This window comes from Kribbella sp. NPDC006257, assembly GCF_040613535.1.
Classification (GTDB): domain Bacteria; phylum Actinomycetota; class Actinomycetes; order Propionibacteriales; family Kribbellaceae; genus Kribbella.
Genome location: NZ_JBEXSJ010000003.1, coordinates 231,792 through 245,373 on the forward strand (window position 1 = coordinate 231,792; position 13,582 = coordinate 245,373).

13 protein-coding genes are annotated in these 13,582 nt (G+C 67.1%); 8 read left to right on the forward strand and 5 right to left on the reverse strand.

Translation table 11 applies throughout. The features are described 5' to 3' along the window. Window positions 1-70 precede the first annotated feature (70 nt). Both ABZ004_RS05415 and ABZ004_RS05420 read left to right on the forward strand, forming a co-directional pair. Complete coding sequence (locus ABZ004_RS05415) at window positions 71-1,723, forward strand: FAD-dependent oxidoreductase (protein WP_355678538.1); 1,653 nt, start codon at window positions 71-73, stop codon at window positions 1,721-1,723. A gap of 3 nt (window positions 1,724-1,726) precedes the next feature. Continuing rightward, window positions 1,727-3,118: an ATP-binding protein gene (locus ABZ004_RS05420; RefSeq protein WP_355678539.1), complete on the forward strand. Its 1,392-nt coding sequence runs from the start codon at window positions 1,727-1,729 to the stop codon at window positions 3,116-3,118. 23 nt (window positions 3,119-3,141) lie between these two features. Here the strand turns inward: ABZ004_RS05420 and ABZ004_RS05425 are convergent, their stop codons facing one another. The 4 genes from ABZ004_RS05425 to ABZ004_RS05440 form a co-directional block, all read right to left on the reverse strand. Then, window positions 3,142-3,750 (reverse strand): DcrB-related protein, encoded by a 609-nt coding sequence (locus tag ABZ004_RS05425; protein ID WP_355678540.1) that lies wholly within the window; start codon window positions 3,748-3,750, stop codon window positions 3,142-3,144. Window positions 3,751-3,828: 78 nt separating this feature from the next. Next, window positions 3,829-4,848 (reverse strand): EcsC family protein, encoded by a 1,020-nt coding sequence (locus ABZ004_RS05430; protein ID WP_355678541.1) that lies wholly within the window; start codon window positions 4,846-4,848, stop codon window positions 3,829-3,831. A 56-nt stretch (window positions 4,849-4,904) separates the two neighbouring features. Then, a complete protein-coding gene (locus tag ABZ004_RS05435) occupies window positions 4,905-5,570 on the reverse strand; it encodes a response regulator transcription factor (protein ID WP_355678542.1) in 666 nt (221 codons plus the stop codon). After that, on the reverse strand, window positions 5,567-6,670 hold the full coding sequence (locus ABZ004_RS05440) for a sensor histidine kinase (RefSeq protein ID WP_355678543.1): 1,104 nt from the start codon (window positions 6,668-6,670) through the stop codon (window positions 5,567-5,569). The genes ABZ004_RS05435 and ABZ004_RS05440 overlap by 4 nt, the downstream gene beginning before the upstream one ends. Window positions 6,671-6,813: 143 nt before the next feature. Here ABZ004_RS05440 and ABZ004_RS05445 point away from each other — a divergent pair, with 143 nt between their 5' ends. Genes ABZ004_RS05445 through ABZ004_RS05470 form a run of 6 tightly spaced genes read left to right on the forward strand, consistent with a single transcriptional unit; the run spans window position 6,814 to window position 12,386 of the window. Next, on the forward strand, window positions 6,814-7,539 hold the full coding sequence (locus ABZ004_RS05445; protein WP_355678544.1) for an ATP-binding cassette domain-containing protein: 726 nt from the start codon (window positions 6,814-6,816) through the stop codon (window positions 7,537-7,539). Then, window positions 7,539-8,297, forward strand: a complete 759-nt coding sequence (locus ABZ004_RS05450) for an ABC transporter permease (protein ID WP_355678545.1) — start codon at window positions 7,539-7,541, stop codon at window positions 8,295-8,297. Before ABZ004_RS05445 ends, ABZ004_RS05450 begins: the two co-directional genes overlap by 1 nt. 48 nt (window positions 8,298-8,345) lie before the next feature. After that, complete coding sequence (locus ABZ004_RS05455; protein ID WP_355678546.1) at window positions 8,346-8,999, forward strand: response regulator transcription factor; 654 nt, start codon at window positions 8,346-8,348, stop codon at window positions 8,997-8,999. Continuing rightward, the gene (locus ABZ004_RS05460; protein WP_355678547.1) at window positions 8,990-10,246 is read left to right on the forward strand and encodes a HAMP domain-containing sensor histidine kinase; all 1,257 of its coding nucleotides are present in this window, start codon (window positions 8,990-8,992) and stop codon (window positions 10,244-10,246) included. Before ABZ004_RS05455 ends, ABZ004_RS05460 begins: the two co-directional genes overlap by 10 nt. A 49-nt stretch (window positions 10,247-10,295) precedes the next feature. Continuing rightward, window positions 10,296-11,552 (forward strand): hypothetical protein, encoded by a 1,257-nt coding sequence (locus tag ABZ004_RS05465; RefSeq protein ID WP_355678548.1) that lies wholly within the window; start codon window positions 10,296-10,298, stop codon window positions 11,550-11,552. A 39-nt stretch (window positions 11,553-11,591) separates the two neighbouring features. Next, complete coding sequence (locus tag ABZ004_RS05470; protein ID WP_355678549.1) at window positions 11,592-12,386, forward strand: hypothetical protein; 795 nt, start codon at window positions 11,592-11,594, stop codon at window positions 12,384-12,386. Here the strand turns inward: ABZ004_RS05470 and ABZ004_RS05475 are convergent, their stop codons facing one another. Beyond that, on the reverse strand, window positions 12,387-13,580 hold the full coding sequence (locus ABZ004_RS05475) for a hypothetical protein (protein ID WP_355678550.1): 1,194 nt from the start codon (window positions 13,578-13,580) through the stop codon (window positions 12,387-12,389). Window positions 13,581-13,582: the final 2 nt, after the last annotated feature.

Sequence of the window (13,582 nt, forward strand, 5' to 3'; positions counted from 1 at the left end):
ATGAGACCGGCCCCCACCCCTGTCAAGAACTCGCCGCGATGGTTACTCTGTGCTTTGGGGGGAAGATCAGATGAGCAAACCCACCATCCTGACCGTCGACGACGATCCCATGGTGTCCGCTGCGATCTCCCGGGATCTGCGGAATCGTTACGGCGACGACTACCTCGTCGTGCGCGCGACGTCGGGCGCACAAGCCCTTGCAGTGCTGACGAAACTCGCGCTGCGTAGCCAACAGGTCGCGCTGATCGCGGCCGACCAGCGGATGCCGGAGATGACCGGCATCGAGATGCTCGAGCAGGCGCGGGTGCACGCACCCGGCGCGAAGTACCTGTTACTCACCGCATACGCCGATACCGATGTGGCGATCAAGGCGATCAACGACATCGGGCTCGACTACTACCTGCTCAAGCCGTGGGATCCGCCCGAGGAGCGGCTCTACCCGGTCATCGAGGACCTGCTCGACGACTGGCGGCAGGCCAACCCCGATCACACGTCCGACGTACGGGTGGTCGGCAACCGCTGGTCCGACCGTAGTCATGAGATCAAGACGTTCCTGGCCCGCAACTACGTGCCCTACCGCTGGTACGACGTCGAGCGCGATCCGGAGGCTCAGCGGCTGGCGCTGCTTGCCGAGGCCCAACCGATGGACCTGCCGCTGGTGCTGATCCCCGATGGCGACACGCTTCGCTCACCGTCGTCTCTCGAGCTCGCGGGAGCACTCGGTCTGCGGACCAACGCCCAACAGCCCTTGTACGACGTCTGCATCGTCGGTGGTGGTCCGGCCGGCCTGGCGGCGGCGGTGTACGCGGCATCCGAGGGGTTGAGCACGGTCATCGTCGAGCGCGAGGCACCGGGCGGACAGGCCGGACAGAGCGCCGCGATCGAGAACTACCTCGGGTTCCCCAAAGGACTGACCGGCTCGGATCTCGCCCAGCGGGCGGTCGCGCAGGTCTCGCGGTTCGGCGCGGAGATGGTGCTGGCCCGCGCGGTGGTCGGCTTCGAGACCAGAGGCCCGGTGCACGCCGTACTGGTCGAGGGTGGGGGCGAGATCGAGGCCCGCGCGGTGATCGTGGCCACCGGCGTTTCGTACCGCCGGCTGGAAGCGACCGGACTCGAGCAGCTCACCGGCCGCGGCGTGTACTACGGCGTGAGTGCGAGCGAGGCGAGCCAGTGCAAGGGCGATGACGTCTATCTCGTCGGCGGAGCCAACTCGGCCGGCCAGGCCGCCCTCAACCTGGCGCGCTACGCCAAGCAGGTCGTCCTGATCGTCCGGGGCAGCTCGCTCGAGGCCACCATGTCGCGCTACCTGATCGACAAGATCGCGTCCACTCCCAACATCCAGGTGAGATGCCGCAGCGAGGTGGCGGCCTGCCGTGGCGACGGGCACCTCGAAGCGATCACCGTCACGAACCGGGATACCGGCCGTACCGAAGAGCTGCCGACGAGTTGGTTGTTCATCTTCGTCGGCGCCTCGCCGCGGACCGAGTGGCTCGGCCCTGATGTCGTCCGGGACGCCAAGGGATTCGTGGTGACCGGCCAGGAGCTGCTCACTCACGACAAGGCCTGGCAGTTGCCGCGGGCCCCCTTCGCCCTCGAGTCGAGTGTGCCCGGCGTCTTCGCGGCCGGTGACGTACGGCTCGACTCGATGAAACGCGTCGCCTCCGCGGTCGGCGAGGGTGCCATGTCGGTCTACCTCGTGCACCGCTACCTGGCGACGGTGTGAGCCATGCAGGTCGACGATCTCCGCGGACTCGAGCTCCTCGCCGGGCTGACCGACGCGCAGTTGACAGAGCTACTCGACGGCGGCACCGAAGTACGGATCGAGCCCGGGGTCCAGCTGTTCACCGAAGGCGAGCACGCCGACTACTGGTGGGTGCTGGTCGACGGCGCCATCGAGCTGTCGAGGCGCGTCGGCCGGGAGGAGAACGTGGTCGGCCGGCTGGACGTGCCGGGTCGCTGGGCCGGCGGGTTCAGGGCCTGGGATGAGCGGGGCGTCTATCTGGCATCGGGGCGCGGCGTACAGGAGGGTCGCGTACTGCGGGTGCCGGCGGCGGTACTGCGTACGCTCATCACCGCGTGGTTCCCGTTGGGCGGGCACCTGATCAACGGGGTCTACGGAACTGCCCGCTCGATCGAGGCGACCGCGCGGCAACGCCAGTCGCTGGTCACTCTCGGAACCCTGGCCGCGGGCCTCGCACACGAGATCAACAATCCCGCGGCCGCTGCGACCCGGGCCGCGGACGCGCTCGAAGATGTCTGCCAGACGCTCATCTCCTCTCTCGACCGGCTGGCCCAGGGGGAGATCTCCGCCCCGCAGCTGACCGCGCTCGACAAGCTCCGCCGCGAGATCGAGCCAGCCGCGGTCGGCCTGGATCCGCTGGACATCGCGGACCAGGAGAACGCCATGGCCAGCTGGCTCGGACGGCATGGGGTGGAGCGTGACTGGCTGATCGCCCAGCCGCTGGCCGCCGCCGGCGTCGACGTCGCCTGGTGCGAGCGGGCGGCCGCAGTACTGGACGAGGACAATCTGGAACCAGGTCTGGAATGGGTGGCGAGCACGTTCGCCGCGACCACCTTGCTGTCGGAGGTGAAGATCTCGACCCGGCGCATCTCCGAGCTGGTTTCGGCCGTCAGGTCCTACTCACAACTGGACCGCGCATCCCTGCAGCCCACCGACCTGACCGAAGGACTCGAGAACACCCTGGTGATGCTCGGCCACAAACTCCGCGACGGGATCGAGGTGGTGCGCGAGTACGGCGAACTGCCCCGGATCGAGGCGTACGCCGGTGAGCTCAACCAGGTCTGGACCAATCTCATCGACAACGCCGTCGACGCGATGAGCGGCGCCGGCACGCTGCGCATCCATACCCACGCCGAAGGCAACAACGTCGTCGTCGAGGTCACCGACACCGGCGAGGGCATGCCACCCGAGGTCGCCGCCCGGGCCTTCGAGGCCTTCTACTCCACCAAGGATGTCGGCAAAGGGACCGGCCTCGGTCTGGACATCGCCCAGCGCATCATCGTCGAACGCCACAACGGCGCCATCACGATCACCTCCGTCCCCGGCGAAACCACCCTGCACGTCGAGATCCCCATCCGCCAGAAGTCCAGCCCCTGATCGCTGCGAGCCCGCTCTGCCGGTCAGGCCGCGCGCAGGGTCAGCAACGAGGCCTGCGCCTTGGCGCGCAGCTTCGCGAAGCTCGCCTCCGGGCAGGTGAAGGTTGCCGTGTACTGCTTGCCCCCGGTGATGAAGAAGAGCTGCAGATTCTGGAGATGGAAAGTCCCCTGGTCGAACGTCCCACCCAGAAGATGCGCCTCCTGATCGCCGGCGGTGATCGGCTCGTCGACCGTGACCTGATACTTCGTCAGCACGGTCGGCAGCGCCCGCTTCGTCTCCGAGACCGTCGCCTCCAGATCCTTCCTGTTGGCGTTCACGACCACGTTGATGTTGTCCGAGAACTTCGCCGCCTTGTCCAGCTCGGGAGCGATGAACATCACCGAGATCCCACCCGCCGCCCCGGCCGGATAATTCGTCCACCCGACCGGCGGCACAAACGAGTACCCATCAGGCGAGGTGAACACTTTCCCCGCCGGCTTCGAGGCCGCCGGCGTCGTCGGAGTCACCGAAGAAGCCTGAGTCGTCACTGACGCCGGCGTCTTCACCCCCGCGTTCTTGTCCTCCCCCGACCCGCACCCAACCAACGCCCCGCCCAGAACAACAACAGCCACCACAACCCCGATTTTCCGCATACCCGAGTTATATCCGAGCCCCGGGTCCATCGATCGGATGTTGCCGCCAGCAACCTGCGACGTCTCCTGTCCCAGCCGTCACGGATCGGTAGGAGGATTCCTCTCAGCGTCCAACACCGCCATAACATCCACCACGGCTTCCTCACGTGAATCATCGCCGGCCGATGAGCTGGCTGGCGAGCCGGACATCCACTCCTGCGGATCGATTCCGTAGGTCTCGGACAGCGTCCGAAGCCGGTAGACAGCCTGCGCGCGGCGGAACGTCCGCTCCGTCAGCGAGGCGCTGAGCGCTGCGTTCAGCCCAATGCCCACCAACGGAACCGTCTGCGCAAGTTTCTTCTGGGTGAGTCGTAGGCCGAGCATCTGGTAGACCTTGCCGATCGCCTGAACGAGGAGGTGCTCATTCATCTTCTTCCACGTCGCCTTGCGCATCATCTGCTGGGTCAATCGCGACAGAGCAGCCAGAGCCTGCGTCTTCGCCCCCAGGGAGCCCGCCACCCCGAGCGAAAGAACGCCCATCGCGAAGAGCTCTTCGTCGGGGAGCCGAACGTCGTAACCGTAGCGAGAAGCCACCACGCCGACGGTCCGCCCCATCATCGCCATCGATGCCACGCTGTCGGCGGCCACCGCCCCGATCGCCACCGCTGCAGTCGTGCCCGCAGTGACCGTGGAAGCTACCTCCGCTCCCGTGACGGCCAAGGCTGTCACTGCCCCTTGACCGGCCGAGCCCAACGTATAGCCGAACTTCGGCGGCAACATGGCATCGCGTTCTTCAAGCGGCAATGCCCGGATCTGCTCGTAGGTTTCCAGATCCGGATTGTTCTTCGAGTAGCGCTTGACGATCGAGCCCGGCCGGGTACTGCGCAGTGCGGGCTGGAAGGTCAGCGCAAGTGTTCCCTCGAAGGCTCGCTCGACGATCTCCCGGGCCGACTCCGCCCCGGGAAGTTCGCTGGCCCGACCTGCCACCCATGACGCAGCGGAGGAAGCCCGTTCTCGGAGCTTCTTCGGAACAAGCGTTTGACGCGGTGCCTCATGGAGCACCTTGAGCGACTGCCGCCAAGCCGCCTGGTCGTACGACGTCATCTCTTCGAAGCCCACAGCTGGTCCCCCTCCGAACCTGCATCAACGAATCCCCCTCGCAGATCGCAGCCAGGCTACACGGAGCGTTTCGATCCGGGGCTGACCAAGCCGCTGCGGAAGGCGAGGATGACTAGTTGGACCCGGTCGCGGGCGTTGAGTTTTGTCAGTAGGTGGGCGACATGTGTTTTGGCCGTTCCCGGCTCGATGTAGAGCCGTTGCGCGATCTCTGCGTTCGACAGTCCCTCGGCCACTAGGAGCAGGACCTCGCGCTCCCGTTCAGTGATCGTCGGCAGGTGGACGGTTGGCCGGACGTCCGTTGGCCGAGCTACGAACTCGTCGATCAGGCGGCGGGTGATCGAAGGGCCAAGAAGCGCTTCTCCGGTAGCGATCACGCGGATCGCCGTGAGCAACTCGGCCGGCGGGCAGTCCTTCAGCAGGAACCCGCTCGCCCCACCGCGCAGCGCGGCGTACACATATTCGTCCAGGTCGAAGGTGGTGAGCACCAGCACCCGTGCCGACGAAGACGCCGTGATGATCCGAGTCGCCTCCAGCCCGTCCATCCCGGGCATCCGGATATCCATCAGGATCACGTCCGGCCGCACACCGGCGACCAGCTCGACAGCGGCCGAACCGGTCGACGCCTCCCCCACCACCTGCAGATCGGGCGCAGTACCGACGATGCCCTTGAGACCAGCCCGAACGAGCGCCTGATCCTCGGCGATCAGCACTCGGATGGTCATCCGACGTACCCCGTCAACGGCAACCGGGCCGACACCTCGAACCCGCGATCGGGCAACGGACCGGCTCGCAGCGATCCGCCGTACAGGGTGACGCGTTCGCGGATCCCGACCAGACCGTGCCCGTTCGCCACCATGCCGTCCGGACAGCCGGAGCCGCTGTCGGTGACCCGGATCGCCAGCTCGGTCGGCCGGTAGTCGACGACTGCTTCCGCCGTGCCCGTCGCAGCGTGTTTGACCACATTGGTCAGCGCCTCCTGAACGATCCGGTACGCCGAAAGGTCGATCCCCGCCAGCAGATCCACCGGCTCGCCGGTGACCGTGAGCCGGACCCGCACCCCGGCGCGACCGGTCTGCTCGATCAGCTGATCCAACTGACTCAGCCCAGGCGCCGGCCCGAGCGCGGCCGGACCGTCCTGCTCCGACCGCAGTACGCCGAGCAGCCGGCGCATCTCGGTGAGCGTCTGCCGACCGGCCGCCTCGATCGCCGCCAGCGCGTGGCGCGCCTCGGCCGGCTGTTCGTCGATCACCAGGTGGCCGTATCCCGCCTGCACGGTGATCACACTCATGCTGTGGGCAACGATGTCGTGCAGCTCGCGGGCGATCCGCATCCGCTCCTGCTGCAGCACCAGTTCGCGGCCGTACCGACGCTGCTGAGCGACGACGTACCCAGTCACCCAAGCTGCAGTGAACATCACCGCGAACGGCACGATCGCACCCACGTGCTCGAATCGTGGCAGCCCGGTCGCCACCGCCCCCAGCTGAGCCACCGCCAGCACTGCCAGACCTGTTCGCCGTTTGCAGACTCCGGCCACCCAGAACAGCGCATAGCAGAGCGGAAGCACAGCAACGAAGCCCAGCGACGAGGCGGCCGGCATCAATGCGAGGGGCACCAACGCGTTCACGAATCCCCACACCGGATGTCGCCTGGTCAGCACGATCGCCAAGGCAGACAGCAGAGTCCCCAGCAACGCCACCACGTGAGGATCCTTGTGCGCGAACAGCACCCAGGCGGCACCGCCGTACGCCGCAGCCAGCCCAGCCTCCAGGGCAAGCACCTGCCCCGGCCGTAGCCGCGTCACCAGCGGCGCCTGAATCTCCATAGCCAGGACGGTATGCCTCACCAGGCACTCTGGTCATCAGCCTCCAGGTATAGATCCAAAGACCTATCTCAACCCACGGGTGGAGCTGAAACTCTCCCCACAGGGCAATGTCAGCACGCCACCCGCACCGAGATCGTGGCTCCATGATCGAAATCCACGAACTCACCAAGCGCTACCGGTCGACCCAAGCCGTCGACGACCTCACCTTCACCATCCAGCCCGGCCGGGTGACGGCCTTCATCGGGCCGAACGGCGCCGGCAAGTCCACCACGTTCCGCATCCTGCTCGGCCTCGACCGCCCCGACCGCGGCCGGGCCCTGATCGACGGCCGGCCGTACGTCCAGCTCGATCACCCCGTACGCCGAGTTGGCGCGCTCCTCGATGCCAATGCGGCCCACCCGGGCCGCTCGGCACGCAATCACCTGCTCTGCATCGCCCAAGCCGCGGGAATCAGCACCACCCGAGTCGCGGAAGTCCTCGAACTCACCGGACTCAACGATGCGGCCAACCGACGAGTCGGGACCTATTCGCTCGGCATGCGCCAGCGCCTCGGCATCGCGGCCGCCCTTCTCGGCGACCCGGCCGTGCTCCTGCTGGACGAACCGGTCAACAGTCTCGATCCCGAAGGCGTGCGCTGGATCCGGCGGCTGCTTCGCGAGCTGGCCGACGACGGCCGGACGGTCTTCGTCTCCAGCCACCTGATGAGCGAACTGCAACTGGTCGCCGACCACCTCATCGTGATCGGCCGAGGCCGGCTCGTCGCCGACACCACGCTGGCCGAGTTCACCGCGGACGGACGGTCGCTCGAGGACGCCTATCTGGACCTGACCGACGACGCCACGCAGTACCGCACCGGAAGGACGAACTGATGCTGCTCTCCGAATGGACCAAGCTCCGCTCAATCCGCTCGACTCCGCTGAGTCTGATTGCGGCCTTCGCGGTCGCAGTACTGGGTGGACTCTTCTCAGCGACCGGCCGGGCGAAGGACTATCCGACCTGGTCGGCCGTCGACAAGGCCGCGTTCGATCCGGTGAACCTGAGCTTCGACGGGCTCGCCTTCGCCCAGCTCGCCTTCGGCGTGATCGGAGTACTGGCGATCAGTTCGGAGTACACGACAGGGCAGATCCGAACCACCTTCACAGTGACACCCCATCGTCGAAAAGTCCTGCTCGGTAAAGCCTTGGTCGTAGGAGCGGTAGCACTCATCGTCGGCGAGCTGTTGTCGCTCGTCACCTTCCTCGTCGCGCAGCTGAGCCTGCGAAGCATCCACTTGAACGTATCTCTCAGCGACCATGCGGCTCTGCGCGCGGTAGCCGGCGCCGGCATCTACCTGACCGCTCTCACGCTGCTCGGTCTCGCCCTCGGAGCGATCATCAGGCACACCGCGGGCGCGGTCAGCGCCATCTTCGGCCTCGTCTTCGTGGTCCCGCTCGTCGCCGCGAACCTCAAGGACTGGATCACCTGGCCATCGAACTGGAACCTCTGGGCCGCCGGCAACGCCCTGATCGCCACCCGCCCACCCACCGACGGCGCGCCCTCACCAACGATGGGCCTCGCGATCTGTGCCCTCTACGCCCTCGTTCCACTCACCTTCGCCCTACTCCTGATCACCCGCCGCGACACCTGACACAGGTCTCTCAGCTGCCACTCAGCAGAAGGTCGCTACGGTCTCGGGATGGCCAGGATCGCCGTCTGTGAGGACGACCGCGCATTGCGTGGACTGTTGAAGCGGGCATTGGTCGCCGACGGCCACTCGATTGTTGCCGCAGCAACAGGTTCCGAGCTGCTTGCCCAGCTGGCCCCGGTCCCCGACGTGGTGATCCTCGACATCGGCCTTCCCGATGCGGACGGCCGCGACGTCTGCGTGGCTCTGCGGGCGCACGGAGTACAGGCCCCGGTCCTGATGCTCACCGCGCTGGGCGGCATGCACCACAAGGTGAGCGGCTTCGAGGCCGGCGCCGACGACTACCTCACCAAGCCCTTCGACATCCCCGAGCTGCTGGTCCGGATTCGCGCACTGCTGCGCCGGACCACAGTCGTGGTGACCGCTGACGAAGTCGTGCTCGACCCCACCAGTCACGAAGTACGGCGAGGTAGCGACGGGGAGACGCTCACACCGACCGAGTTCCGGCTGCTCGGCCGGCTGATCTCGATGCCCGGTGAGGTCGTACGACGGCATGCGCTGGTTGCCGCCGGGTGGCCGCACGGGGCATATGTCAGCGAGAACACCCTGGACTCCTACTTGCGCCGCCTCCGCGTGAAGCTCGAGCGGCTGGGCGTCGCCGGTCGGGTGGCAACCGTCCGCGGAGTCGGCTACCGGTGGGACTGACCGGGTTCCGGGGGCGAATCGTCTCCCTCGGAGTCCTGACCGCGACCCTGGTCGTCGCCGTACTCGTAGTACTGAGCCATGTCCTGCTCAGCCGGGCCACCGACACGGATACCCGGACGCTCGCGCGGACCCGGGCCGACGCGGTCGCGGCCACCGTCCAGCTTCGCAACGGAACGGTGCACCTCGTCGAGGGCGCCGACGATCCGTTCGATGCCGTCACCTGGGTCTACGCCGACGGCCGCCTCATCGACGGCGTCGCACATTCGAGTCTCGCCGCGATCGTCGAGCAACTGGGCACATCCGGCCGCCAGGAGTTCCTGCTTTCCCGGCACTACCTCCTGTACGCCGAACCGCTGCCCGTGCCGGGTCATGAGGTCACTGCAGTCGTCACCGTGGACCTCACGCCGTACGAGAACTCCGAGCAGCGCAGCCTGATCGTGTCGCTCCTGCTCGGCGCTCTGGCCGTCGCACTCGCGGGCTTCGTCGCCCACCTCGGCGTCAGCCGGTCGTTGCGGGCCGTCCACCAGATGTCGACGCTGGCCGACGAGTGGGGCGATCACGACCCGGGCCGCCGCTTCGGTCAGGGCCATGCCCGCGACGAGTTCGGCGAACTGGCACAGACCTTCGACCGGTTGCTCGACCGCGTCTCGGCCACCATCGCCGACGAACGCCGGCTGACCGACGAGATCGCGCACGAGCTCCGGACCCCGATCACCGTACTGCGCGGCGACGCCCAACTGGCTGAGCTCGCCGGCTTGTGGGTCGATCCGCAGGTTGTCCTCGCGGAGACGGACCGACTCAGCAACGCGGTCAATACCATCCTCGACGCCGCGCGGTCCCGCGTGGGCGGAAAGGCATCGTGCCGGCTGGTGCCGGTACTGCGTCAGATGTCCGAGGGACGCGACGTACAGTTCGATGCCGTGGGCGACTTCGAGGTGGCCGTCCCGGCCGAGGTGGTGGCCGCCGTCCTGGCGCCGCTGCTCGACAACGCCGTCCGGCATGCCCGAACAACGGCCTCGCTGCAGACAGTAGCTGTGGGCAACAATGTGCTCGTGCACGTCCTCGATGACGGCCCGGGCTTCCGGCCGGACGACCTCGACCGCGTTTTCGCGCCGGGCCACAGCGGAACGGACGGGCACGGGCTCGGCCTCGCCGTGGTCCGGCGCATCGCGAACGCGACCGGGCTCGGCGTACGGGCGGTGGCGGACGGCCGCGGACACCTCGAAGTACGGTTCCCGCGCGCCTGACCACACGTAGTCAGGTTGCGTGCAGGTGCTTCAGGCAAGGGTTGCGACCATGACTACCAATACCGCATCCCGTACGGCGGCATCCAGGGCGCTGCTGAACAAGGTGCCCGAGGTCACCATCTGGTTCTGGCTGATCAAGATCCTCTGCACCACCGTCGGCGAGAGCTTCGCCGACTGGATCAACATGCAGCTGGGCGTCGGGCTCGTCGCCACCGCAGTCATCTTCACCGTGGTCTTCGCCGTCGTCCTGGGCTGGCAACTGAGAACCCGTCAGTACAAGCCGTCCGCCTACTGGCTCACCGTCGTGGTCGTCAGCGTCACCGGCACGCTCTACACCGACATCCTCACCGACCAGCTCGGCGTACCGCTCTGGCTCAGTACGTCGGTCTTCACCGTCGCCCTCGCCCTCGTGTTCGGCATCTGGTGGGCCCGCGAGCACACGCTCTCGATCCACAGCATCGTCACCCTCCCCCGCGAAGCGTTCTACTGGCTGGCCGTACTGGTCACCTTCGCCCTCGGTACCGCGGCCGGCGACTGGACCCTCGAACTCACCGGCTGGAGCCCGGGCGTCTCGGTCCTGCTGCCACTGGCCCTGATCGCGATCATCATCGCCTGCTGGCGGATGGGCGCCAACCCCGTTCTGACCTTCTGGTTGGCCTACATCCTCACCCGTCCACTCGGCGCCAACCTCGGCGACTGGCTGGCCTCCCCTCGCGTCCCCGACCAAGGCCTCGGCCTCGGAACGCTCATCACCAGCGTGATCTTCCTGTGCGCGATCCTGGCGACCGTCCTCTACCTCACCCTCACCAAGACCGACATCATCGAGGGCGACCAGCACAGCGACCGTACGGCGACGTACCACCGACCTGGCCGCGAATGGCCTCTGGTCGGTGTGATGACCGCCGCCACCATTGCGGCCGGCATCCTCCTCAACTGGGCCTCCGCCCAACCCCACACCAACGCAGCCGCCGAAGGCGAAGGGCCGACCCCGGCCGCGGCCAATCTCCACCTCACCTCGGAGCAGGCGATCTCCCACTTCCCCCCAGCCGACGTAGCCCACTTCCGGACCATGGTCGCCGGCATGAGCACCGACCTCGCCAAAGGCGACCAAGCGGCACTGAATGACGCCGTCGACGCCTACGAGCAGGCTTGGGACGACGACGAGTCCAAGCTCAAGCCGCTCGACGGCAAGGCCTGGGACTTCATCGACAGCCAGAACGACGCCCTCTTCAGCTCGGTCCGGGAGGCCAAGGACCCCAGCGCCGAGAAGCAGGCAGTTCAGGCGATCCAGAAGACCCTCGGCTGATCAGGTCATTGGCAGGTTGAAATCTTAGAGTGCCGTCACATGCAGACACGAGTGTTCCAGGCTCCGAAGGTCCCAGCGGTCTTTCTCATGTTCTGGGTGGTCAAGGTGCTGACCACCGGGATCGGCGAGACCGGCTCGGACTTCCTCGGCAGCGTCAGCATCCCGCTGGCCGCCGTCATCGGGGCCGGGGGCTTCTTCACAGCCCTCTCCCTGCAACTGAAAGCCGAGACCTACCACCCGGTGCGCTACTGGGCCACCGTACTCAGCGTCGCCGTCTTCGGCACGATGATCGCCGACGGACCACACGTCGCGCTCGGCACGCCGTACTGGTTCGACTCCATCGTCTACTTCGTACTGCTCTGCGGCCTGCTGATCTGGTGGCAGCGCAGCGAAGGCACCATCTCGGTGCACTCGATCACCACCGCCCGGCGCGAGCGGTTCTACTGGGGCGTCGTCTTGCTGACCTTCGGCCTCGGCACCGCGATCGGTGACGCCACCGCGATCGACTTCGGCCTCGGCTTCACCTGGTCGATCGCCCTCTTCGCCGTACTCATCGTGGTGCCGCTCGGCCTGTGGAAGCTCGGCCTCAACGTCACGGCGGCTTTCTGGGCGTCGTACGTGCTGACCCGGCCGCTCGGCGCCTCGGTCGCCGATTGGCTCGGCAAGCCTGCCCACGACGGTGGCGTCGGCTGGGGAACCGGCCCCGTCACCCTCGTCGGGCTGCTGCTCTTCGCTGCGCTCGTCGCCTATCTCGCCCTGACCCACAGCGACGTCGACCACGCGGCCATCCACGCCCGCGACTCGGCCACCAGCGAACCCGACCCGGTCCACTGACTAGGCCTGGCTCAGTTCAGGGTTGTTGTGGAGCACCTTGTCGAGCGCCTTGGCGGCGGCCCGCTTGTTCACCACGTCTATGAACGCGGTCAGGCAGGCGTTTTCGATGGACAAGGCTCGGCGGCCGTCGATCGAACCGAGGGGGACAAGGTTCCTCACAGGTCGCGCTAAGTAGTAGAGGCTGTAGTCGGTGAAGTTGAAGTGGCGTGCGCCGTTGAGGATGAACCGCCATGACATGCCAGTACTGGCCTTCACGAACGACGCCGCGGTTTCGCGTTCACCCTCGGGGTTCGTCGCATCCGGACCACAGGTGCCGGTCACACACGAATCTTCCGAGCCCAGGATCATCGACGGCACCGAAAGCCCTTCCTGCACAACGCTTCCGAACTGCGTGCCGTCAAGATCGACCGCGCCAACGCAGTGGCGATCGAGGTGGCACGCCTCCAGCGACGCTGCGCCACCGAACGAGTGCCCTACGTACGTCACCGCCCCCTGCTCGACCTTGCCCCGGAAGGGACCGTCGAGCGCAGCAGCCTCGCGGGCCACGAACCGCGCATCCGCCGCCCACAACGCCACCAGCGCGTTCCCTTCGTCCTGCGCACTCCCCGAATGTCCCCCGAGGTCCGGCGGATTGCCCTTCGAGGTGCTCATCACCGCGGCGCCATCCAGCATGGTCAGGTTCGCGCTGTACGTCGGAGTCACACCTGCCACCAGATACCCGTGGCTTGCAAGGTTCTCTGCCACGGCGGTGTACTGCGGTGCCGAAAGACCCATCCCAGGTTCCAGTACGACGATAGGCAACTTCCCGCCCGCGACCGGAGCATCCGCGGTCGCGTGCACCCTGATCTTGTCGGCGTCGGACTCGAACCATCCGACCGGGCCTCCAAACAACAGCTTTCGCCAACCGCCCGGCGCATACCCGGCCGACGTACCAGCCGCAGCCGACGGGTACCACAGCCACACCGACAGCCGCCGCGGTCCGCCACCGGGCGCCAACGGATCCGTCCGCGTCCGATCCACCCACTCAGCCATCGTCCGGCCGACCACGGAAGGCCCGGTCAGGTCGGGTACGGCGACCACCCGCCGACTCAGCTGAGAAACGATCGCCACATACCCGACGCAGATCACCACTAGCGCCACGACGACTGCCGCCATCACCCGCAGGACCTGCCGAACTCTCCGCTTCGCCGTCATGT